At 69.5% G+C, this 21,788-nt stretch carries 17 protein-coding genes; 1 reads left to right on the forward strand and 16 read right to left on the reverse strand.

The features are described from left to right. Nucleotides 1–42: 42 nt before the first annotated feature. On the reverse strand, nt 43–1,197 hold the full coding sequence (locus ABZ725_RS36440; protein WP_358806690.1) for a right-handed parallel beta-helix repeat-containing protein: 1,155 nt from the start codon (nt 1,195–1,197) through the stop codon (nt 43–45). Between the two features lie 278 nt (nt 1,198–1,475). On the opposite strand from ABZ725_RS36440, the gene ABZ725_RS36445 reads away from it, so the two are divergent. Beyond that, nucleotides 1,476–3,689 (forward strand): family 43 glycosylhydrolase, encoded by a 2,214-nt coding sequence (locus ABZ725_RS36445; RefSeq protein WP_358806691.1) that lies wholly within the window; start codon nt 1,476–1,478, stop codon nt 3,687–3,689. Here ABZ725_RS36445 and ABZ725_RS36450 read toward each other — a convergent pair. The 15 genes from ABZ725_RS36450 to ABZ725_RS36520 all read right to left on the reverse strand — a co-directional run bounded on the left by ABZ725_RS36450 (nt 3,686) and on the right by ABZ725_RS36520 (nt 21,631). Next, complete coding sequence (locus ABZ725_RS36450; protein WP_358806692.1) at nt 3,686–4,483, reverse strand: HAD family acid phosphatase; 798 nt, start codon at nt 4,481–4,483, stop codon at nt 3,686–3,688. The two genes, ABZ725_RS36445 and ABZ725_RS36450, sit on opposite strands and share 4 nt — an antisense overlap. Before the next feature lie 109 nt (nt 4,484–4,592). Beyond that, on the reverse strand, nt 4,593–5,708 hold the full coding sequence (locus tag ABZ725_RS36455; RefSeq protein WP_358806693.1) for a chondroitinase-B domain-containing protein: 1,116 nt from the start codon (nt 5,706–5,708) through the stop codon (nt 4,593–4,595). Nucleotides 5,709–5,746: 38 nt separating this feature from the next. Beyond that, nucleotides 5,747–6,922, reverse strand: a complete 1,176-nt coding sequence (locus ABZ725_RS36460) for a dienelactone hydrolase family protein (protein WP_358806694.1) — start codon at nt 6,920–6,922, stop codon at nt 5,747–5,749. Beyond that, complete coding sequence (locus tag ABZ725_RS36465) at nt 6,909–7,943, reverse strand: pectinesterase family protein (protein ID WP_358806695.1); 1,035 nt, start codon at nt 7,941–7,943, stop codon at nt 6,909–6,911. The genes ABZ725_RS36460 and ABZ725_RS36465 overlap by 14 nt, the downstream gene beginning before the upstream one ends. Before the next feature lies 1 nt (nt 7,944). Continuing rightward, complete coding sequence (locus ABZ725_RS36470) at nt 7,945–9,063, reverse strand: pectinesterase family protein (RefSeq protein ID WP_358806696.1); 1,119 nt, start codon at nt 9,061–9,063, stop codon at nt 7,945–7,947. 78 nt (nt 9,064–9,141) lie between these two features. After that, entirely contained in the window at nt 9,142–10,476 is a 1,335-nt protein-coding gene (locus tag ABZ725_RS36475) for a pectate lyase (RefSeq protein ID WP_358806697.1), read from the reverse strand. A gap of 91 nt (nt 10,477–10,567) precedes the next feature. After that, nucleotides 10,568–11,362, reverse strand: coding sequence for a rhamnogalacturonan acetylesterase (locus ABZ725_RS36480; RefSeq protein WP_358806698.1), 795 nt, complete (start codon nt 11,360–11,362; stop codon nt 10,568–10,570). 91 nt (nt 11,363–11,453) lie between these two features. Beyond that, the gene (locus ABZ725_RS36485) at nt 11,454–12,791 is read right to left on the reverse strand and encodes a sugar ABC transporter substrate-binding protein (protein WP_358806699.1); all 1,338 of its coding nucleotides are present in this window, start codon (nt 12,789–12,791) and stop codon (nt 11,454–11,456) included. A 91-nt stretch (nt 12,792–12,882) separates the two neighbouring features. Continuing rightward, nucleotides 12,883–14,907 carry a pectinesterase family protein gene (locus ABZ725_RS36490; protein WP_358806700.1) on the reverse strand — a complete coding sequence of 675 codons (2,025 nt, stop codon included), beginning with the start codon at nt 14,905–14,907 and terminating at the stop codon, nt 12,883–12,885. A 33-nt stretch (nt 14,908–14,940) separates the two neighbouring features. Next, complete coding sequence (locus ABZ725_RS36495; RefSeq protein ID WP_358806701.1) at nt 14,941–16,464, reverse strand: family 43 glycosylhydrolase; 1,524 nt, start codon at nt 16,462–16,464, stop codon at nt 14,941–14,943. After that, complete coding sequence (locus tag ABZ725_RS36500; protein ID WP_358806702.1) at nt 16,461–17,315, reverse strand: PmoA family protein; 855 nt, start codon at nt 17,313–17,315, stop codon at nt 16,461–16,463. The genes ABZ725_RS36495 and ABZ725_RS36500 overlap by 4 nt, the downstream gene beginning before the upstream one ends. Continuing rightward, on the reverse strand, nt 17,315–18,493 hold the full coding sequence (locus ABZ725_RS36505) for a Gfo/Idh/MocA family oxidoreductase (RefSeq protein WP_358806703.1): 1,179 nt from the start codon (nt 18,491–18,493) through the stop codon (nt 17,315–17,317). The genes ABZ725_RS36500 and ABZ725_RS36505 overlap by 1 nt, the downstream gene beginning before the upstream one ends. After that, the gene (locus tag ABZ725_RS36510; protein WP_358806704.1) at nt 18,490–19,791 is read right to left on the reverse strand and encodes a pectate lyase; all 1,302 of its coding nucleotides are present in this window, start codon (nt 19,789–19,791) and stop codon (nt 18,490–18,492) included. The genes ABZ725_RS36505 and ABZ725_RS36510 overlap by 4 nt, the downstream gene beginning before the upstream one ends. 8 nt (nt 19,792–19,799) lie before the next feature. Then, the gene (locus ABZ725_RS36515; RefSeq protein ID WP_358806705.1) at nt 19,800–20,699 is read right to left on the reverse strand and encodes a carbohydrate ABC transporter permease; all 900 of its coding nucleotides are present in this window, start codon (nt 20,697–20,699) and stop codon (nt 19,800–19,802) included. Continuing rightward, nucleotides 20,696–21,631, reverse strand: a complete 936-nt coding sequence (locus ABZ725_RS36520) for a sugar ABC transporter permease (RefSeq protein WP_351908463.1) — start codon at nt 21,629–21,631, stop codon at nt 20,696–20,698. The genes ABZ725_RS36515 and ABZ725_RS36520 overlap by 4 nt, the downstream gene beginning before the upstream one ends. Nucleotides 21,632–21,788: the final 157 nt, after the last annotated feature.

Genomic DNA, 21,788 nt, shown 5'->3' on the forward strand with positions numbered 1-21,788 from the left:
TGAGCAGGGGGCGGCGGCGTCCGGCGCCGAGTCGGATGTCCGTCAGTTCATGGTGGATCCGATGGTCGTGGACCCGGTGGTGAGAAACGTCGTCGTCGGCAACGACCCGCCCGATCCGCGCCCGGCGTACGCGGAAGTCGCGTCCGTCGACTTGAACGCCGGCGTCGACACCCCGCCGTCCCAGTTGTTGGCCGCGGAGACCGCGCCCGACCCCAACTTGGACAACCCGCCCTTGTTGCCGACCGCAAGGTTCCGGGCCAGCCGGGCCTTACCCGTGGCGAAGTAGAAACCCGCCTCCGCGTTGGCGTACGCGGTGTTGCGGTTGAGGACGATCGCCCCGGTGTTGGAGTTCTCGGTGAACCCGTTCAGCGTGTTGTCCCAGGCCGCGTTGTTGTTGACGACGTGAGCCACCGCGACTCCCCCGCCGCCCAGCTTGAACCCGTTGCCGTTCCCCTCGAACGCGCTGTCGCTCCACCGGTTCTTCCCGTTGCCGAAGGCCCACGAGTGGTCGATGGTGACCGAGGTGGAGAACTGCCACAGGTCGAGCCCGTCGTCCGAGTTGTTGTAGAGGCGTGCGCCCGTGATCCGGTTGCCGGTCCCGGAGCCGAACTTGACGGCGATGCCGTCGGCGTTCTGCCCGTGCCCGGCGGCGTCGTAGTTGCCGTAACTGTCCAGGTTCTGCACGAGGTTGCCGACCGTGTTGTCGCCGCGGAGCGTGAACCCGGAGTCTCCGTTGTTCGCGGTGACCAGGTTCTTGAAGATGCCGCCGGTCGACGAGGTGACGACGAACCCCTGGGCCGGGGAGGACTGGAAGGTGAGGTTCTGGACGGTCCAGTAGCTGCCGTAGATCCCGGCGAGCCAGGAGCCGGCGGGCAGCTTGGAGCCGTCGATCTTCACCTTCTCGCTGCCGTAGGCCTGAAGGGTGATACGGGCCGAACCGGTGCCGCTGGCCGTCGACTTGAGGGTGGCCGTCGGGTAGTACGTGCCCGCGCGGACCTGGATGACGGTGCCGGCCGTCGCGTTCTTCACGGCCGACTCGAGCTGCGCGGTGGTGGACACCGTGACCGTCGAAGAGGCGGCCTCCGCGCCGCCGTTGGACAGACCGAGGTAGACGCCGCCCGCCCCCGCGGAGACGGCCACCGCGGCGGCGATCGACAGGGTGCGCGTTCTGCGGTGGCGTCCGGTGCTCAAGCGCACGGGGCGTTCCTTTCGCTGAGGGTGCTGGAAGGAAACGGGCCGGAGGGGCCGCCCCGGCCCGTTTCCGCACACCAGTCGCCGCCAGGCCGGGAAAGGGTTGCCGCGTCCGGCGAAAGAGATCGAAACTTTCGCTCCCTTCCCGCCCTGCCCCCACCGATTGACGCCCCGTCTTCCACTGGTGACACTCCGAAGGCACCACACCCCACAGAAACACCCAAGAGAAACCCTGGAACACCCCGGAAACACCCGGAAACCCCCACACTCACACAGGATGTGTCATGCGCCGCCTGGGTACCGTCCGCACACTGCTCCTGGCACTGTTCCTCGTCTTCCTCACCCTCCTCACCGCCCCGCCCAGCACCGCGACCTCCGGAGCCCCGCCCGTGACCCACCCGAAGTACGCCGGCTATCTCTTCGCCTACTTCACCGGCGAGGGAACGGCCGACGGCGAGCAGATCCGCTACGCGCTCAGCCGGGGCAACGACCCGTTGCACTGGCGGGAGTTGAACGGCGGCAGCCCGGTCCTGACCTCGACCGTCGGTGAGAAGGGCCTGCGCGATCCGTTCGTGATCCGCTCCCCCGAGGGCGACAGGTTCTTCCTCATCGCCACCGACCTCAGGATGTACCGGTACAGCAGCGGCGACTGGGACCATGTCCAGCGCCACGGCAGCAAGTCGATCATGATCTGGGAGTCGACCGACCTGGTCCACTGGACCGACCAGCGGCTGGTGCAGGTGGCCCCCGACAACGCGGGCAACACCTGGGCCCCGGAGGCCTATTGGGACGACAGCCGCGGCGAGTACGTCGTCTTCTGGGCGTCCAAGCTGTACGCCGACGACGACCCCGAGCACACCGGCTCGACGTACAACAAGATGCTGTACGCGACGACGAAGGACTTCCGTGCCTTCAGCGCGCCGAAGGTCTGGGACGACCCGGGCTACTCGGTCATCGACTCGACGGTCGTGAAGCACAAGGACAGTTACTACCGCTACACGAAGGACGAACGGGACCCGACCTCCAGCTCCCCCTGCTCCAAGTTCATCACCGGAGAGAAGTCGACGAGCCTCACCTCGACGCAGTACGACTTCGTCGCGGACTGCATCGGCAGCGGCTCGATCAGCCGGGGCGAGGGGCCGACGGTCTTCAAGTCCAACACCGAGGAGAAGTGGTACCTGTTCATCGACGAGTACGGCGGCCGCGGCTACGTCCCCTTCGAGACGGCCGACCTCGACTCGGGCCGCTGGACCCTGTCGAGCGACTACCAGTTGCCCGCAAGTCCCCGCCACGGCACGGTACTTCCGGTCACGCAGGCCGAGTACGACCGGCTGCTGGCGGCCTACCCGAGCACTCCGACGTCGGTCGTGGACGCGACGGCGAAGGACCAGAAGGGGTACGCCGTCGTCACGGAGGCCTCCTCGAAGGTCGTCCTGCCGATGCGGCCCGGCGCGGACCTCTCGCGGCTGGCCCCGCAGCTGTGGGTCGGCGAGGGCGCCTCGGTGAGCCCCGGGTCCGGTACCCGCCGCGACTTCCGCAAGCCGCAGACGTACACCGTGACGTCCGCCGACGGCACCGAGCGCACCTGGACGGTGGAGGCGGTTCGGACCGGAAGTCCCGTCCTGCCAGGGCTCAACGCCGACCCTGACGTGCACTATCTGAACGGCGAGTACTGGATCTACCCGACGACGGACGGCTTCCAGGGCTGGGGCGGCACCCGGTTCAAGGCGTACTCGTCGAAGGACCTCGTCCACTGGAAGGACCACGGCGTCATCCTGGACCTCGGTCCGGACATCGCCTGGGCGGACAAGTACGCGTGGGCGCCCGCCATCGCCGAGCGGGACGGCAGGTACTACTTCTACTTCTGCGCCGAGCAGCAGATCGGCGTCGCGGTGGCGGACTCCCCCGCCGGTCCCTTCACGGACGCTCTGGGCAAGCCGCTGGTGGCGAAGGGCGGTGCGTGGAGCGGCCAGATGATCGATCCGGCGGTCTTCACGGACGACGACGGGCAGGCGTATCTGTACTGGGGCAACGGGCACGGGTATGTCGTGCCGCTCAACGACGACATGGTGTCGTTCGACCCGGCGAAGGTGCAGGACATCACCCCGGAGAACTTCCGCGAGGGGTCCTTCGTGGTCGAGCGGAAGGGCACGTACTACTTCATGTGGTCCGAGGACGACACCCGCAGCGAGAACTACCACGTCGCCTACGCGACGGGACCGTCCCCGCTCGGCCCGTGGACCAAGAGGGGGACGATCCTGTCCAAGCGTCCCGAGTACGGCATCCTCGCCACCGGCCATCACTCCGTGGTGAACACGCCGGGCACCGACGACTGGTACATCGTCTACCACCGGTTCGCCCTGAACGGGCCCGGCAAGGCGGGCGGGGACGGCATGCACCGCGAGACGACCGTCGACCGCATGGAGTTCGCGGCCGACGGATCGATTCTGCCGGTGCTGCCGACCCTGGAGGGGATCAAGCCGGCCAGGAAGAACTAGCTGACGAAGTACGTCGGGTTCGGGAGCTTGTACGTCTTGTCGGCGTAGCCGCCCTCGAGGTCCGAGTACTGGTCACCGAAGTTGGCGACGATGTCGTACCCGAGGTCCTGCTCGATGTGCTTGCGGGTGCCGGACTTGTACTGCACGGTCGTGCAGGTCCAGGTGCCCGGCGTGGCGCAGGCGCTGAGGTAGGACGGCGGGTTGGCCTTGTCCTTGAGGAACACATGGTCGGCGTCGAGGTTCACATCGGCGCCGATCTTGTTCAGGTTCGCGACGGCCGCGGAGCGCTGCGCCTCGGACAGGCCCGAGTTGTAGAAGACCTCGACGCCCTTGGCCTCGGCGTACCGGACCAGCTCGGCGCTGCCGAAGACGCCCGGGCGGTCGGCCTTGTTCACGTAGTCGGCCCAAGTGGTCGAGTTGTACGTGTAGTTGGTCTTCTTCTCGTAGTCGAGGCTGAGCAGCAGCGTGTCGTCGATGTCGAAGACGACCGCGGGCTTGTCGCCCTTCTTCAGCGCCTTGCGGGCCGCCTTGTCGATCTGCTGCTTGGCGGCCTTGTCGAGCTTCGCCAGGTCCTTGGCGTACTGGCTGCTCGTGGACGCCTGGTAGACGCCGTTGGCGTCGACAGTGGTGCCGTAGTAGGTGTCGATGTCCTTGACCAGGAGCCCGATGTTGTAGGGCTCGTGGGTGCTGTTCGCGGTGGACTGGCCGGCCGTGGCCGCCCCGGCGCCGTAGAGGCCGGCACCGGCGACGGCACACGCGGCGGCAATGGCCGCGATACGCAGTGGCTTATGCATGACAGAGGTTCTACGCGCGTCACCCCGGTGGGCGCGAGACCCGTTGCCTGATCGATACCTCCTTCACAGGCAAAAATCGGGTCAAGCGCCCCGGTGGGTGGACGACTGGTCAGTCCATCGTGGCGCCGATGGTCGTCGAGCCCGTCTTGAGGAAGTTCGTCGTCGGCAGGGTGCCGCTGGAGCTGCGGGCGTTGTACGTCGTCGACGCGTCCGTGGAGATGAAGGACGGCGTCGCGATGCCGGAGTCCCAGTTGTTGCCGGCCGAGGTGACGCTCGAGCCCTTGCTGACCGAGCCGCCGCCGTTGCTCACCGCCAGGTTCTTGCCGAGCTTTGCGGAGCCGGTGGCGAAGTAGTAGCCCCACTTGCTGTTGGCGTAGGCGGTGGTGCGGTTGATGACGATCGCGCCGGTGTTGGAGTTCTCGGTGAAACCGTTTCCGGCGTTGCCCCAGGCGGCCGAGTTGTTGACGACGTGCGCGACGACCTCGCCGTCGCCGCCCAGCTTGTAGCCGTTGCCGTCGCCCGCGAAGGCCGAGTCCGACCAGCGGTTGACGCCGTTTCCGAAGGACCAGGTGTGCTCGACGGTGACGGGCGACGAGAAGGACCAGAAGTCCAGTCCGTCGTCCGAGTTGTTGTAGAGGCGGGCGCCGGTGATGAGGTTGCCGGTGCCGGAGCCGTACTTCACGGCGATGCCGTCGGCGTTCTCGCCGTGGTTCGCGGCGTCGTAGTGGCCGTAGGAGTCGATGTTCTTGACCGTGTTGTTCACGGTCCCGTCTCCGGTGAGGGTGAAACCGGAGTCGCCGCCGTTGATGGTCTTGATGTTGTTCCAGTTGGTGCCGGTGCAGGACTGGCAGACGACCGCGCTGTCCGGGGAGTTCTGGAAGGTCAGGTTGGAGACGTTCCAGTAGTCGGCGGTCAGCTTGAAGATCCAGTCGCCGTCGGGGAGCGACGAGCCGTCGATCTTCACCGTCTCCGAGCCGTACGCGGTGAGCGTGATCGGCGAGGAGGAGGTGCCGTTGGCCGTGGACTGGAGGGTGGCCGTCGGGTAGTAGGTGCCGGCGCGGACCTGGATGACGGTGCCTGCGGTGGCGTTCTTGATGGCGTTGGAGAGGTCGGTCGAGTTACTGACGACCACGGTCGCGGCCTGCGCCTGGGTGGGGAGGACGACGGCGAGTCCGGCGCCCAGGGTGAGGGCGGCGAGAGCGCTGAGAGCGGTACGACGAGACATGGAGTGCGGTCCTTTCTCGTACGGGCGGGGAGGGTGATTCACAACAGGACGGAGTCGAGCCAGGTGAAGACCTCGTCCTGCATGCGGTCGACGAAGACATGGCCGAGGTCGGGCCAGGTCTTCAGATGCAACCGCCCCTCGGCGTGACGGGAGCGCCAGACGGCGCGCAGCTTCTCGTGGGCGCTGCGGACACCGTCGGCGGGGAACAGCGGATCGAGTCCGCCGTCGAAGAACAGCATCGGCCTGGGTGCGGCGATGCTCGCCACGTCGGGGAAGTCGAGGAACCGGGGAAGCCCCGGGTGGAGCAGGTAGTACGAGGACTGCCCGCGCAGGGTGTTGTTGCCGGGCGCCATCATTTCCTTGAGGCCGGTCATCCAGCAGACGGCCGCCGCGGCCGCGAGGTCGTCGCTGAGCGCGGCCGTCTGCCAGGCGCGGAAGGCGCCCATGGAGAACCCGACGGCCGCGATCCTGCCCGGGTCGACCCGGTCGAGGCCGGCCAGGAATCCGGCGGCACGGGCGTCCTCGCGGGCCATGAGTCCGGCGAGCGAGGAGCCGAGGTTGTAGAAGTTGGAGGCGAGGGCCTGCTGTTGGTCGTAGCCGAGGGGGCCGCGGTCGCCCCAGCCGAGGGCGTCCGCGCAGAGCACGACATATCCGCGCCGGGCCAGCTCGTCGCCGACGAACCGTCCGCTGAAGTACCGCTGCGACCAGCCTTGCGCCGAGGCGAGCCGGGTGTCGTCGTACCAGGGACGGACCAGCTTCTCCTTCCCGATGTCGAACTTCGCCCCGTGGTCGTGCAGCAGGAGCACGGCCGGGAAGGGGCCGGGGCCGTCCGGGGTGAGGAGCACGGCGCGGACGCGTTCGTGGTGGGTGAGGGAGAGGGTCACCAACTCCCCGGTGTAGCCGTCCTGTTGCTGCCGCCCGCTGAACTCGGGGGCGTACGGGGTCCGGTCCGGGTCCACCCTGCCGACGATCAGCAGTTCCTCGACCTTGGCGCGGGCGGCCCGGCGCCAGGCGCGGAAGTCGCGGATCGGGGAGTTCCCCCAGGCCAGGGGGAAGGTCAGCGCGGCCTTGAGGGCGGGGTGGAAGTCGGGCAACGGACCGTCCACGACGGCGGCCTGTGCGGGTGTGGCGGCGGCTCCTCCCGCCAGCAGCGCGGCCCCGGTCCCGGCCACGAACGCCCGCCGCCCCAGCGCCGCCGGGTCATGGGCGGCCATAGGGCTGCCAGTCCCCGAGATAGGTGCGCCGGGTGTGCGTGGCCGCCTCTTCGGCGGTCAGTTGCGGACGGTTTTCGGGAACCGTTGTCACCGCGCCCGGCCCGGAGTTGGCGTGCTCTCTGAATCGCATGGTCTGCCAGGGGTAGGCGTCGCGCATGTTGACGTAAGGGGTTACGGCGTCGATCCCGGGGCCGATCCAGGTGTCCCGCACGACCAGCGAGGGCCAGGCGGTCGTCTCGTACGACGGCACCCAGGGCCGGGCGATCTTGTACGCCGCGTCCTCGGCGCCGGAGGTGATCCGGCCGCGCAGGGCGAGGAACCCGTAGGGGTTGGCCCGGGCGGTGGCCGGGGCGAAGACCATGCCCTTGGGGGTGAAGGTCACGTCCCGCTGGAGCGTGTGGAAGTGGCAGGCGTCGAAGACCGTCCGGCCCCGCCCGAAGACGAAGTCGACGTCGCCCTCGATGTAGCAGCGGTGGAAGTACTGCCGGTCGAAGGCGTCCAGCGCGGTGGTGTCCGCGAAGAGGGTGTCCTGGTGGGCGAGGAGGCGGACGTTCTCGAAGTGCGTGCGGTCGCCGGTGACATAGGCGGCCACGGCCTGGGTGCCGGTGATCTCGGGGTGGTCGGCGCGCAGCCAGTCGTTGGCGAGGGTGAGGTCGCGGACGGTGAGTCCGGGCGCGGCGGAGGTGAAGGTGGCGGAGCCCGCGGTGCCGTAGGTGCCCGAACCGTCGGGCCTCTGCGTCCCGTTGGCGTTGTCGTGGACGAGGACGGCGGCGCGTGGGTCGCGGCAGGCCCCGCGCAGGGTCAACTCCCCTTTGCTGGCGGGGATGTTGACGACCTCGCGGTAGGTGCCCGGGTGGACGACGATGGTCCAGCCGGGGCCGGTCACCGCGTCGACGGCCGTCTGGAGGGAGTCGCCGGGGCGGACGTGCAGGACACGGCGGGCTCCGGTGGCGAGGGCGGGGGTCGCGCCGGCGGCGATCAGCCCTCCGGCCATGCTCGCAAGAAGAGTGCGTCGGCGCATGTCAGCACGTGTCCTTCCACGGTCGCCAGTCGCCGAGGTAGGTCTCGCGGGTCGCCGACTCGGCCTGTTCTCTGGTGAGTTGGGGTCGGTTCTCGGGGACGGTGACGATGGCGCCCGGGCCGGTGTTGCGGTACTCGGCGAAGCGCTGGCTCTGCCAGGGGAAGGCGTCCGACATGTTGGCGTAGGGGGCGATCGCGTCGATGCCGGGGCCGAGGCGGGTGTCCCGCACGGTGAGCGAGGGACGGGCGGTGGTGTCGGAGCTGGGCACCCAGGGGCGGGCGAGCTTGTAGTGGGCGGCGGGGGCTTCGCTGCTCACCCGACCGCGCGTCACCAGGTAGCCGAGCGGGTTGGCGCCCGCGGTGGAGGGAGCGAAGACGAAGCCGTACGGGGCGGCCGCCAGGTCGGTGCGGTTCAGGGTGCGGAAGTGGCAGTCGTCGTACACCGCGGTCGCCCGGCCGAAGACGAAGTCGACGTCGCCCTCGACATAGCAGTCCGCGAAGTACTGGCGGGCGAAGACGGTCAGCGCGCGGGAGTCGGCGTACAGGGTGTCCTGGTGGCCGAGGAAGCGGCAGTGGTGGAAGGCGGAGCGGTCGCCCTGGACCTTGATGGCGACGGCCTGGGTGCCGGAGATGTCGGGGTGGTCGGCGCGCAGCCAGTCGTTGGCGAAGGTGATCCAGCGGGCGGTGAAGCCGTCGGCCTGCACGGTCGTGGTGGCCGACCCGGTGGTGCCGTAGGTGCCGCCGCCCGGCTTGGGGGTGCCGGCGGCGTTGTCGTAGACGATCACTACGTCTTTCGCGTTCTCGGAGGCGCCGATCCAGGTGGCCTCGGTGCGGGTGACGTCGAGGGCGACCGTCTCCCGGTAGACGCCCGGGGCGAGGACCAGGGTCCAGCCGCTGCCGGTGGCTGCGGCGACGGCGTCCCGGACGAAGGTGTGGTCGCCCCGGCCCAGCGGGTCGACGTACAGGGTCCGGCTGGTGAGCCGGGCGGCCGGTGAGCCGTAGCGGCCGAACGGGCGTCTGCCGGCGGCGGCCCGCGCGGGCTGTGCGGCGAGACCGAGCACGGTGGCCGTGCCGGCGACGGAGGTCGCGGCGAGGAACCGCCTTCTCGAAACGGGATGCATGCGGGTGCTCCTTGGTGGCGGTGCTGAGGGAGCCGGGGCGGAGCGAGGCGCCGCCCCGGCAGCCGTGGGGGACGGGGATCAGCCCAGGCGTCCCGCGCCCGCGCCGCAGTCGACGATCCGGGGGACCGACCTGGCGGGGTCGACCTTGGTGCGCAGGGTCGGCGTCCAGCCCGCGCCGGATTCGAGGGTCTCGGCGGGGATCTCCGCGTTGTGCACGGCGATCAGGTCGGTGAGCGTGCCGTTGACGTAGTTGTCGGCGGCGGTGACCGGCGCCACGTTCCACCGCTTCAGCACCTTGGCCGCGCTGACCCCGGTCGGCAGCGTGAACGCGTTGTGCTCGGCGACGAGTCGGGACTCCTTGCCGATGCCGAAGCTGTAGGCGAAGTCGCCGTTCGCGACGAAGTGGTTGTTGTAGGAGTCGACCTGCCCGAAGCGGACCCGGGGCGCGCGCTCGACCAGGTTCGAGAACAGGTTGTGGTGGAAGGTCACCTTCAGATGCCCTCGGTCGCCGACGGCCGTCGACTCGCTGTCGCTGTTGCCGACGAGGATCGTCTTGTCGTGCTCGGTGAAGACGTTCCAGGAAGCGGTTACGTAGTCGGCGCCCCGCACGATGTCCAGCTCGCCGTCGTGCTGCTGGTAGAGCATCCCGAAGTAGGTGGGCGCGGCGCTGTCCGGGTGCGAGCCGTCGGTGAACGTGTTGTGGTCCAGCCACACATGCGTGGAGCCGTAGACGACGGCGGTGTCGTACTCGGAGTTCCAGTTGCCCTTGGCGCCGTCGGTCGGGTCCCACTGCGGGAAGCAGTCGATGGGCGACTCGAAGGCCAGGTTCCGGACGATCACGTTGTCGACGGCCTTGATCTGCAGGCTGACGCCCTTGAACCCGGCGTTCCTCCCGATGCCCACGATGGTGGTGTTGGCGGGGATGTTCGCCTTGATGGCCTTGTCCTGGGCGGCGGCGGAGGCGCGCCGCAGGCCCTCCGGGCTGTCGTCGGGCTCGGCGCTGAGGTCGGTGTCCAGGCCCCAGGCCTCGGGCGAGTACCTGGCGAGGTAGGCGTCGAAGTCGTAACCGGTTGCGGCGAAGGCGTCACACCCTTCCGCGACGGCGTCGATGACGCCCTTGACCTTGATGATCTTCGGGGTCGAGCCCCCGGCGGCGAGGGCCGCCTTGAACTCGGCCCAGGTGGTGACGGTGTAGACGTGGTCGGCGTCGGCGGCCGATCCGCCCGTGGTCCCGGTGCCGTACGAGGCCCAGCCGTCGTTCGCGGCGAGGACCTGCCGGCCGAGGTCGCGGGCGGCGGAGCGGGAGGTGGATTCCGCCTGGGCGGCGGACGCCGTGCCGGTGACGGACAGCACCAGCGCGGTGCACCCCACCAGCGCACCAATGACGCGTCCATGACATATCTGTGTACGCACTGTGCGAGTCTCCTCTTTGCTGCGAGAGCGGTTGCGCGAACGGTTGCGAAAGCGGTTACGAGAGCGGTGAGGACAGCTGTTGTGAGAGCGGTTACGACAGCGACTCGGGCCAGCTGATCCAGGACGTGGGGATCTCGTCGTTCAGCCGACGGACGTCACACGGCGCGAGCACCCGGGTTCGCAGCAACTCCCGCGTGACGAGCCGCGCCACGGCGATCGCGCCCGGCGGATTGAAGTGCGTGTTGTCCTGTTCGGTCGCGGTCCAGTTGAAGTACGTCTTGGTCTCCTCGACCCCGAGCTCCTGCCACAGCGCGAGGGACAGGGCCTGGACGTCCAGCAGCGCCACCCGCTCCGCCGCGGCGAGCGCACGCATCGCTGCGGGGTACTCGCCGTGCGTCGGCAGGGCGTTCCCGTCCGCGTCGAACCTGCGCCGCTCGACGGGCGTGGCGAGCACCGGTCGCGCGCCCTTCGCACGGGCTCCGCCGATGTACAGGCGCAGATAGTCCTGGTAGGTCGTCCAGGGTTCGGTGTAGCGGGTCGGGTCGGTGGTCTTCTCGTCGTTGTGCGCGAACTGGATCAGCAGGAAGTCCCCCGGCCGGATGGCCGCGAGGACGGCGTCGAGCCGGCCTTCGTCGACGAAGCTCTTGGAACTGCGTCCGTTCACCGCATGGTTGGCGACGGGCCGGTCCGTCTGGAGGAAGAAGGGCAGCGCCATGCCCCACCCGGTCTCGGGCGCGGCGTCGGCGTACTTCTGGGCGGCGGTGGAGTCACCGGCGATGTAGAGCGTGCGGGGCCGGCCGTGGGCTTCGGCGGTACCGGCCGCGGCAAGCGAGAGGGGTACGGCGGCAAGGGCCGCCGAGGTGACCTGTCTGCGGGTAAGAGACAACGAACGTCCACCTCAAGTTTTTTTGGGGGCGCGGGGAACTGCGCGACCGGCCACAACGGACCCGCAGTCCCCCGCGATCGAAGCCATGCGACTACGCGTGGTTCTTCTTCCAGTCGGCCTGCGCCGTGTTCAACTGCTCAGCCACCGTGTCCAGGAAGTCCTTCGCGCTCATCTTCCCGAGCAGCACCTTCTGGAAGTTCGGCTCGTTGTCGGCCTTCGAGATCGTGTTCCAGTCGGGCAGGTAGTAAGGCAGCTGCACGATCTTCGTGGTGGTGCCCGCCAGCGCCTCGGCGGCCAGCTTCGTCGCCTCGGACTCCTGCACCCAGCTGTCCTGCGCCGCCTCGAGGTTCGCCGGCACCTGGCCCGCCGTCTTGTTCCACTTGCTGTTCGACTCGTGCGACGCGGCGAACTCGATGAACTTCCAGGCGGCCGCCTTGTTCTTGCCGGACTTGAACAGCCCGAGTCCGTCGACCGGGTTGGAGACCTGCACGCGCGTGCCGTCGTCCTGCGTCGGCGCGGGAATGCCCTTGAACTTGCCGGCCAGCGCCTTCTGGTGGTCGCCGTAGGAGCCGAGGTTGTGGCTCAGCATGCCGATGGTGCCGGAGTCCCACTGGGCGACCATCTTGGTGAAGTCGTTGTTGACGTCGGCGGCCGGTGTGTCCTTCTTGTACAGGCCGACGTACTTCTCCAGCGCGGCCACGTTCTTGGGGTCGTTGAGCGTGGTCTTGTCACCGTTCCAGAACGCGGTGATGCCGCTCTGCCCATAGGTGGCGTCCAGCGCCTGGGCGATGGATCCGGCGCCGCCGCGGATGGTGTACCCGAACGCGTTCTTGTCCTTGTCCGTCAACTTGTCGGCGGCCGCGTAGAACTTCGTCCAGGTCGTCGGCGCGTCCAGCCCCGCCGCCTGGAACAGGTCGGTCCGGTACCAGAGGGTGCCGTTGTTGGCGGAGGTCGGCACGGTGTACGTCTTGCCGTCGACGCCGGCCGCCTTGACGCCGTCGAGGAACTTGGCGTTGAGCTGGCTGTTCAGCGGGCTCTTCGCGATCCGGCCGTCCAGCGGTTCGAGGGCGCCCTGCGCGGCGATCTCGGCGAGCATGGCGGTGCCCACGCCGCCGACGTCGGGCAGTCCGCCGCCCTGGATGGCGGTGTCGTACTTGGACTGGACGCTGTCGGAGGGCACACCGACGTACTTCACCTTGATGTCCGGGTTCGCCTTCTCGAAGTCGGCGATGATCTCCTTCCAGACATCGGTACGGACACCGCCGTTGTTGTCCCAGAAGGTGATCTCGCCCTTGCCGGAGCCGTCGCCTCCCTTGTCCCCCGCGGCGCCGCTGCCGTCGTCGCCGCAGGCGGTGGCGGTCAGCGCGAGCACGGAGCCCAGGGCGACGGCCAGGGCGGCGCGCCTGCTTCTGCGGATGCTGCTCTTCATGTGATCGGCTCTCTTCTTCTGGATCCCGACGGAGATATGAAGTTGTGGGGGGTCAATGGGTGGGGCAGTGGGTGGGGCTGTGGAGGTGAGGTCAGTGGGCGGTGCCGGTGCGGGCGGACGGCGCCCAGCCGTCCGTGCCCTTGAGGTAGTTCGCGACGGTGTACGCCTTCGCGTCGGCGTCGCTCAGCTGCGGCCGGTCGGCCGAGACGGTCGCGCCGGGCCCGTGGTTGCGGTACTCGGCGAACCGCGCGTCCCGCCACGAGAACCCGCTCATGTCGGTCCACGGCGTGGACTTGACCGCCGCCGGCAGCTCGGTGTCGCGGATCAGCACCTGCGCGACCGCCGCCGGCTCCCCGCCCGGATGCCACGGCCGTCCCAGGTGGAAGGAGTCGGCCGGGGCGTCGCTGACGACCTTCGACCTGGTGATGAGGAACCCGTACGGGTTGCCCGTCCACGTCGAAGCGGCCGTCAGGTAACCGTTGTTGGTGGTCGATCCGCGACTCAGCAGCCGGATGACCGAGCGGTCGATCACGGTCGTGGCCCGCCCGTAGACGAAGTCGACGTCGCCCTCGACATAGCAGTCGCGGAGGTAGACCCGGCTGACGGTGGTCAGCTTGGGGCTGTCGGTCATCAACGTGTCCTGGTTGCCCAGGAAGGCGGTGTTCTCGAAGACGATCCGGTCGCCGGTCGTCTTCATGGCCAGCGCCTGCTCGCCGTCGAGTTCGACCGCGGCCTCGTCGAAGTCGTTGCTGAAGGTCAGGTTGCGGGCGGTGACGTCGTTCGCGGCGATCCGGACGGTGGCGCTTCCCGTCGAGCCCCCGTACGCGGCAGGCGTGTCGTGGACGATGACGGTGTCCGAGCGATCGCGTCCGGTCCCCTGGAGCAGGATGTTCGGCTTGGTCGCCGGGACGAAGACCTTCTCGCGGTACGTGCCCGGCGCGACGGCCACGGTCACGGCGTCGGCGTTGCCCTCGGGCACGGCGTCGACGGCGGACTGGACGGTCGGGTAGTCGGCCGGGACGTGCAGCGTCACAGCGGCGCCGATCCGCTTCTGCGGTCCGGAGAGCCGGGTGACCAGCGCGGGAACCGCGGCCGCGGGATCCAGCCGGTAGGCGTAGAACTCCCGCGGATCGAAGGCCGCGCCCCATGCGTCGGTCCGTCCACCGGTGTTCTTCAGGATCGACCCGCGCTGCACCAACTCGGCGGTCGCGTCCGCCTGATAGGGGTGCTGGACACCGTCGTAGTAACCGTTCTCGATGACCATCTTCGTGTGGCCCCGCGACCAGTTCCCGTACGTCCACACCGGGTCCCCGTCGACGACCTGCGCCGAGATGTAGTTGTTGTACAGGTGGGCGTAGGCGCAGTTGTCCGCCGAGGGATTGCGCTGTTTCGTGCCGGTGAACCAGTTGTGGTCGATGGTGATCTGGGTGAGGACGTTGGTCGTCCAGCCGATGCCGAACGCCTTGTTGTGGTTCGTGAACCGGTTGTAGGAGACGGTGATGTACTGGCTGTCCTTGCGGATGTCGAGCAGCCCGTCGCCCATGTGCGTGAAGCGGTTGTGGTCGATCCAGACGTGGTCGACGGTGTCCATCTGGATCGCGTCGAAGTCGGTCGTCTTGCCGTCCCAGTCGCCCTCGACATAGGAGTCGCGGATCGTCAGGTTGCGGATGATCACGTTGTGCGTGCCGGGGTTCAGGTGCAGTTCGCCGTGCACGATCTCGCCGGTGTCGCCGACGCCGATGATCGTCTTGTTCGAGGTCACGACGATGTCGGAGCCGAAGGGCTCGACGGCCACCGCGCCCTTGACCCGGATGACGTACGGCTCCTCGGCGGCCGCGTACCGCGCCAGCGAGGCCTGGTCGGCGACGGTGACGACCTTGCCGCCGGCGCCTCCGGTGGTGCCGCCGGCGAGCGAGGCGAAGCCATGGGCCCGGTCGGTCCAGCGGGCCGCCGAAGACAGAGAGGCGTCGGCGGCCACCGGGCCGGCGGCGGCCACCGGCTCAGCGGCGGCTGTCGCCTCGCCGACCGCGCCCAGGCAGAGAGCCGCCACCAGGCCGACGACGGCCGCCAGGACCGCACCCGGTCTCGGCAAGCGCTTGCTAGGGAAGTGCGTCATTGCGGCTCCCAACAGGCGTACAGGAAAAGTGAGTCAGAGAGGTCTGATCCGGAACTCGTCGAACGAGGCCGCCCCTGCGTGTCCCGTCCCGACGGGTGCGAGGGCGAAGAGGCCGAGCAGGGCGCCGACCCAGCGCCAGGGGGTGGCGGCGAAGACGGGGCCCGAGTACCGCAGGCCCTCGCCGTCGCCGACGTCGTAGGCGAACCGGCAACGGGCTCCGGAACCGATTTCTATGCGCAGTCGCGCCCGGCCCTCGGGGGCGAGCCGTGGGTGGGCCGCGTCCCGCTCCTTTTCCGCAACCGGTTCCGCGAAGCGATGCACGAGGTGGACGGCGCCGTCGGCCTCCCGCTGGAGGCCGATCCAGCCGAAGGCGTCCCCGAGGACCGCGAGGCCGGCGCGTGCTCCCGGTTCCTCGCTGTGCAGCCGCAACTCCACCTCGACGGCGGACGGGAGCCCGGGCAGGCGCTGGGTGAGCACGTTCGGCAGGGTGCGCAGATCGTGCGCGTCGGCCGTCCGTACGCAGGTCAGGCGCAGTCCGTCGGCGGAGTGCTGGGGGGCGAAGCCGTCCTGTGGGTTGGCCGTCCACGACCACTGGCGGCCGAAGCGTCCGCCGGGGAAGTCGTCGTCGGTCGCGGGCGCGGCGGGCGGCCCGGCGGGCAGGTCGGGCCGCCGGTGCTCCAGGACGGGGGCGCCCTCGTCGCCGATGACCGGCCATCCGTCCGTCCCCCAGCGCATGGGCTGGAGGTGGACGACCCGGCCGTAGGCGCCGCGCTGCTGGAAGTGCAGGAACCAGTCCTCGCCGGACGCGGTGCGCACCCAGCCGCCCTGGTGGGGGCCGTTGACCTCGGTGTCCTTCTGTTCCAGGACGATCCGCTCCTCGTAGGGGCCGAAGAAGTCCCGTGCGCGCAGCGCGCCCTGCCAGCCGGTCTCCACTCCGCCGGCGGGCGCGAGGATCCAGTACCAGCCGTCGTGCCGGTAGAGCTTCGGTCCTTCGAGGGTGAACCAGCCGGGGATCCGGTCGCCTTCGACGATCACCTTGCCCTCGTCGAGGACGGCCGTTCCCTCCGGGTGCATCCGGTGGCCGGTGAGCCGGTTCTTGACGCCGGCCCGGGACTTCGCCCAGGCGTGGACCAGGTAGGCCTCGCCGGTCTCCTCGTCCCACAGGGGGCAGGCGTCGATGAGCCCCTTGCCCTCCTTCACCAGGTGCGGACGGGTCCAAGGGCCCCGGATCTCGGGCGCGTTGACCTGGAAGATGCCCTGGTCGGGGTCGCCCCAGAAGATCCAGAAGCGGTCGTCGTGGTGCCGGAGCGAGGGCGCCCAGACGCCGCAGTCATGGCGCGGGGTCCTGAACTCGTCGGCCGGTTCGAGGCGTTCGAGGGCGTGTCCGACCAGCGTCCAGTGGACCAGGTCGCGCGAGTGCAGCAGCGGCAGGCCGGGGGCGCGGCCGAAGCTGGAGGCGGTGAGGTAGAAGTCGTCGCCCACGCGCACGACGTCCGGGTCGGACCAGTCGGCGTTCAGGATCGGGTTCGTGTACGTCCCGGGCTGCTCGTCCGTCACTGGCTGACCGCCTTCCTGACCAGTGCCGCCGCTTCGCCGCGGCCCAGGCGGCCGTCGGCGACGACGGTGACGATCCGGCGGACGGCCGTCTCGCCGGGCGGGATCGGCAACCGCTCGGCCGAGGCGAGCGAGGAGCCGACGCCCGGGTACTCGGCGGTGCGGACGAACCAGGGGTCGCGGCGGGTGGCGTCGGTGGCGCCCGCGAAGACGAGCGTCCAGCCGGCGCCCGCCAGGGCGAGCCAGTCGGCGCGGGTCCCGTGGACCGAGGCCTCGCCCTCGGCGCCGGCGGTGAAGACGTCGGGGGCCGCGTCCTCCTTCCGGGCGCGCCAGAAGAAGCCGCCGTAGGCCGCGCCGGGGCGTCCGTTCGTCGCCGGGCTGCCGATGGACAGCGGTGCGGAGGTGACGTTGGTGAGGGAGAAGGTGAAGTCCAACGCCCAGGCGGTGTCGGTGAGTTCGGTGGCCGCGACCGTACGGCGCTCGCGCAGCAGCTCGGTTCCGGAGGCGACCCAGCGCAGCTCCTCCACGAAGCCGTCGGGGTCGCGGAGTTGGAAGGAGCCGTGGCGCTGGGCGCCGTGGTTGTCGAGCTCGGTCGGGCCCTGGTCACGGACGTAGGTACGGCCGCCCCAGAAGTTGTGCCCCTCGACGTCGGGTACGGCTACACCGACGCCGAGGTGGTGTGAGTGGTCGGCCGGACTCAGTTCGGTGACCGCCGTGCCGGCCAGGGTGGTGACGGGGTGCAGGTAGGGGCGCGGGGAGAGCCGGGCGGGCAGCTCGGGCCGGGTGACGTACCGGCCGACCGGGCGGCCGGCGACACGCAGGACGACCGGTGCGTCGGGTGCCGGTGCGGTCATCAGGGGCTCACCTCTTTCGGATGCGCGGTCGTGAACGCCCAGGGGGCGCCCAGTTCGGAGTAGAGGGCGAGGGTGTCGGCGGCGGCCGCGACGAGCCCGTCGATGCCGGGGACGACGCGTCGGTCCTCGTCGGGCAGCAGATGCCAGGCGTCGTCGGGCAGTTGCACGGGATCGGGGGCGACCCGGATCGCCTCGACGACCCGCATGAACGACTCGGTGGCGGTGGGCGGGACGAGCAGCCGTGCCCCGTCGGTGAGGTGGTCGACGAGGTTCTCCAGCAGGTCGGTGCTGCCGTACTCCAGCTCCTCGGGGCCGTGGTCGGCCCGCTGGAGCAGCACGCGGTCCTGCTTGTACCAGTAGGTGATCCGGCCGCGGCTGCCGTGGACGACGACGTACGGGTCGTCGGGGTCCTCGGCGCACAGCGTGGCCGCGACGACGATCCGGAGGCCGTCGGCCGTGGTGACGCGGACGCAGGAGGTGTCGTCGGAGGCGATGGCGTTGGCGTGCGCCAGTTCTGTCTCGATGCCGGTGACGTCCTCGGCGCGGGTGGCGCCGGCCAGCGCGAGGGCGGTGGCGACGGCGTGCGCGAGCGGGTTGGTGAGCGCCCCGTCGATCACGTCGACGCCGTTCAGCCGCCGCTTGCCCGCCCAGGGCGCCCTGCGGTAGTACCCCTGCGCACGCGCCCAGGCCCCGGCGCCGCCGACGCCGTCCACGGCGCCGATCGCACCGTCGTCGATCAGCTTGCGGATCGCGGGCACGGCGTGCGAGCCCAGCGACTGGAAGCCGATCTGGCAGACCACGCCCGCCTCGGCGACCCCGTCGGCCATCCGGCGGAACTCGGCGTAGGACGGGGCGGGCGGCTTCTCCAGGAGCAGGTGGACTCCCTTGCGGGCCGCGATCAGGGCCAGGTCGGTGTGGGTCGGGATCGGGGTGCAGATCACCGCGATCCGGGCGCCGGTCGTGTCGAGGAGCGTGCCGAAGTCGGCGGACTGCTCGGGGGCGCCGAGGCCCTCGGGGATCTCGGCCGGGGTCAACGGGGTCAACTCGCAGACGCCCGCCAGCCGGACGATCCCCTTGTCCTGGAGCCGTCGGATGTTGTCCAGGTGCCAGCGGCCGTGGCCGCGCGCGCCCGCGAGAACGATCGGGACCGGTGCGTTCATCGGTTCTGCGGTGCTCATGGGATCCTCCCTGCGCCCGCGCCGCGTGCCACCTCGCGGTCGGCTGCCGCGGCGCTGTCGATCTTTCCGTGCAGGGTAGGCGTCCAGCCGACGTCCGCCGTGAGATCCCGCTCGCTGCCGCTGTTGTAGGCGTTGTGGATCGCGAGGAGATCCACGGGCCAGCCGTTGAAGAGGGTGCCGGTCTGGTGCAGGGCGGTGCCGTTCCAGCTCTTGACCAGGTCGGCGACCTCCACGTGCCCCGGGGTGTGGAAGGCGTTGTTCTCGGCGTAGATCGCGGACTCGGTCGACACGCCGAGCGAGTACCGGTAGTCGGCGCCCTCGGGGACCACGTACCGGTTGTCGTACAGGTGCACCTGACCGAAGCGGACGCGCGGGGCGCGCTGGACGACGGACTCGAACTGGTTGTGATGCACGGTTACCCGGAGTTTTCCGCGGTCGCCGGTGGCGGTGTCGCCGCTGCCGATGAGCATCGCCTTGTCATGGCCGACGAACCGGCTCCAGGAGACGGTGACCAGGTCGGAGCCGTTGGTGATGTCGAGCAGGCCGTCGTGGCGGAGGTAGTTGCGGGCGAAGTAGGTGGGCTCGTCCTCGTCCGGGTGGCCCTGGTCGCTCGCGGTGATGTGGTCGACCCAGACATGGGTCGCGCCGGTCAGCCAGATGTTGTCGTACGCCGTCTTCCAGTCGCCGAGGCCGCCGGTGTTGGGCTGCCAGACGGGGAAGCAGTCGTAGGCGTCGCGCAGGTCGAGGTTGCGCAGGATGACGTTGTCGGCGTTCCTGACCTGGAGGCTCGCGCCCTTGAGGACGGCTCCTCGGCCCAGGCCGACGATGGTGGTGTTGGAGCCGACGGGCAGCACGATCCGCTCGGCCTGCTGCGCGGCCGACGCCTGCCGGGCCTCCTCCTGCGGGCCGCTCGGCTTGGCGGCGCCCCAGGTGCGGGGGTCGTAGGCGGCCAGGTAGGCCTTCGGGCTGTAGCCGTCGGTGGCGTAGTCGGCGCAGTCCAGGCGGTCGCCGTCGTCGTCGGTGTTGGCGTCGATCGTCCCGGCGATCCTGATGATCTTCGGGGTGTCGCTGCCGCCGTCGAGGGCGCGGACGAGTCCCGCGCGGTCGGTGACCGTGTGGACGTGGGCGTCGTCGGCGGCCGCGCCTCCGGTGGTGCCTGCTCCCGCGGAGGCCCAGCCGTCGTTCGCCGGCAGGGTGTCGCGGCCGATGTCCCGGGACTCGGCGCGGGCGGGCACGCAGAGGGTTCCCAGCACCGCTGCCAGGACAGCGATCCGACGGAACCTCACCCCGTTCCTCATCCCGTTCCTCATCCCTTCACCGCCCCCGCGCTGAAGCCCGTGATCAGCCACTTCTGGATGAAGGCGAAGACGATCACCACGGGGACGGCGGCGATGATGCCGCCGGCGGCCAGCGCGCCCAGGTCGACGCTGTCCCCGCTCATCAGGGTGTTGAGGCCGACCGGAATCGTCTGCTTGCTCTGGTCGGAGAGGAACATCAGGGCGAACAGGAAGTGGTTCCAGGCGTGTACGAAGGCGAAGGAGCCGACCGCGATCAACCCGGGCCGCAGCAGGGGGAGGATGACGATCCGGAAGGCGGTGAGCCGGTTGCAGCCGTCGACCCAGGCGGCCTCCTCCAGGGAGTACGGCACGTTCCGGATGAAGCCGCTGATCAGGATCATCGAAAGAGGCAGCTGGAAAACGGTTTCGGCGATGATGACACTCGCCAGCGAGTTGATCATCTTCAGCTCGGCGAAGATCTGGAAGAGCGGCACGAGAAGCAGTGCGCCGGGCACGAACTGGGTGCACAGCAGGGCGAGCATGAAGCCGCGCTTGATCTTGAAGTCGAAGCGGGCCAGGGCGTAGCCGCCGGCCAGGGCGACGCCGGTGGTGAGCAGCAGGGTCGCCACCGCGGTGATCACGCTGTTCTGGAAGTAGATCCCGAAGTCACGCTCGTTCCAGACCTTCTCGAAGTGCTCGGAGGTCATCGGCCAGGGCACGAGCGAGGTCGAGCCGGCCGGGCGGAGCGCGAAGAGGAGGATCCAGTAGAAGGGGACGAGGGTGAAGACCAGGTAGATCGTCAGGGGGAGGTAGATCTGCCAGCGCGGGGCTTCGTCCCAGGCGTGCTTTCTCTTGGACGGCCGTCGGTCGGCGGCTTGGGGCAGGTGCACGGGGACGGGCCTGACCTCGGTGGCCTCCTTGGTGATCACTTGTCGCCTCCTCCGAACTTGCTCAGCCGCAGATAGACCATCGAGCAGAAGAGCAGGATCACGAACGCGACCGTGGTGAGGGCGGACGCGTAGCCGAAGTTGTGTGCGTCGACGCTGGTGTTGGCGATGTAGAGCGGAAGGGTGGTGGTCTCCCCCGCCGGGCCGCCGCCGGTGAGCGTGTACAGCAGGTCGACGTTGTTGAACTCCCACACCATGCGCAGCAGCGTGGACAGGACGATGGCGTCCTTCAGGTGGGGCAGGGTGATGTACCAGAACTGCTTGACGCGGCTGGCGCCGTCGACCTCGGCGGCCTCGTACAGGTCCTTGGACACGGACTGGAGGTCGGCGAGGATGAGGATCGCGAAGAAGGGGACACCGCGCCACAGGTCGGCGACGACCACCGCCGAGAAGACGGTGGAGGTGTCCGAGAGCCAGCTGGTCCCGTACTCGCCGATGCCCATGTCGGCGAGGTAACGGGTGATGCCTGTCTGCGAGTTGTAGAGCAGCACCCAGATCGCGGAGGTCAGCACGCCGGAGACGGCCCACGGGGAGAAGACCAGTGCGCGGCCGAGCGAGCGGCCGACGAAGGTCTGGTTGACGATCAGCGCCAGCGCCAGACCGAACAGCAGCTGCAGTCCGACCTCGACGAAGACCCACTTGGCGCTGAAGGTCAGCGTGTCCCAGAACTGCGGGTCGTCGGTGAAGATCTTGACGAAGTTGTCGAAGCCCGCGAAGCCGTTCCGCCACGGCTTGGTGGGGTTGTAGTTCTGCAGGCTGTAGTAGAAGACGCTGATGACCGGATAGGCGATGAAGCCCACCATCAGCAGGGCCGCCGGCGCGATCAGCAGGTACGGCAGCCTGCGCGGCGTGGCGGAGGCACGGCGCCGCCGCCCGGGCGCGGGCGGTTTCGCCACGGCTGCGGCTTGGGCCATGACTGTTCTCCGTTCTCAGTTACGTCGTGCGTGCGTGGTGCGTGCGTTCGTCGTGCGTGCGTTTGTGGTCCGTGCGTGGTGCGTGCGTACGTTTGCGGTCCATGCGTGGTGCGTGCGTCGCGCTCGTGCTCGTGCTCGTGCAGGAAGCGCTTTCCCC

Source organism: Streptomyces sp. NPDC006872, assembly GCF_040635845.1.
Taxonomy (GTDB): domain Bacteria; phylum Actinomycetota; class Actinomycetes; order Streptomycetales; family Streptomycetaceae; genus Streptomyces.

Excerpts from the sequence above, each read along its gene's own strand:
- ABZ725_RS36485 (WP_358806699.1), bottom strand. The coding sequence starts at position 12,791 with ATGAAGAGCAGCATCCGCAGAAGCAGGCGCGCCGCCCTGGCCGTCGCC.
- ABZ725_RS36450 (WP_358806692.1), bottom strand. The coding sequence starts at position 4,483 with ATGCATAAGCCACTGCGTATCGCGGCCATTGCCGCCGCGTGTGCCGTC.
- ABZ725_RS36460 (WP_358806694.1), bottom strand. The coding sequence starts at position 6,922 with ATGGCCGCCCATGACCCGGCGGCGCTGGGGCGGCGGGCGTTCGTGGCC.
- ABZ725_RS36520 (WP_351908463.1), bottom strand. The coding sequence starts at position 21,631 with ATGGCCCAAGCCGCAGCCGTGGCGAAACCGCCCGCGCCCGGGCGGCGG.
- ABZ725_RS36470 (WP_358806696.1), bottom strand. The coding sequence starts at position 9,063 with ATGCATCCCGTTTCGAGAAGGCGGTTCCTCGCCGCGACCTCCGTCGCC.
- ABZ725_RS36445 (WP_358806691.1), top strand. The coding sequence starts at position 1,476 with ATGCGCCGCCTGGGTACCGTCCGCACACTGCTCCTGGCACTGTTCCTC.
- ABZ725_RS36455 (WP_358806693.1), bottom strand. The coding sequence starts at position 5,708 with ATGTCTCGTCGTACCGCTCTCAGCGCTCTCGCCGCCCTCACCCTGGGC.
- ABZ725_RS36510 (WP_358806704.1), bottom strand. The coding sequence starts at position 19,791 with ATGAGGAACGGGGTGAGGTTCCGTCGGATCGCTGTCCTGGCAGCGGTG.
- ABZ725_RS36500 (WP_358806702.1), bottom strand. The coding sequence starts at position 17,315 with ATGACCGCACCGGCACCCGACGCACCGGTCGTCCTGCGTGTCGCCGGC.
- ABZ725_RS36490 (WP_358806700.1), bottom strand. The coding sequence starts at position 14,907 with ATGACGCACTTCCCTAGCAAGCGCTTGCCGAGACCGGGTGCGGTCCTG.
- ABZ725_RS36505 (WP_358806703.1), bottom strand. The coding sequence starts at position 18,493 with ATGAGCACCGCAGAACCGATGAACGCACCGGTCCCGATCGTTCTCGCG.
- ABZ725_RS36465 (WP_358806695.1), bottom strand. The coding sequence starts at position 7,943 with ATGCGCCGACGCACTCTTCTTGCGAGCATGGCCGGAGGGCTGATCGCC.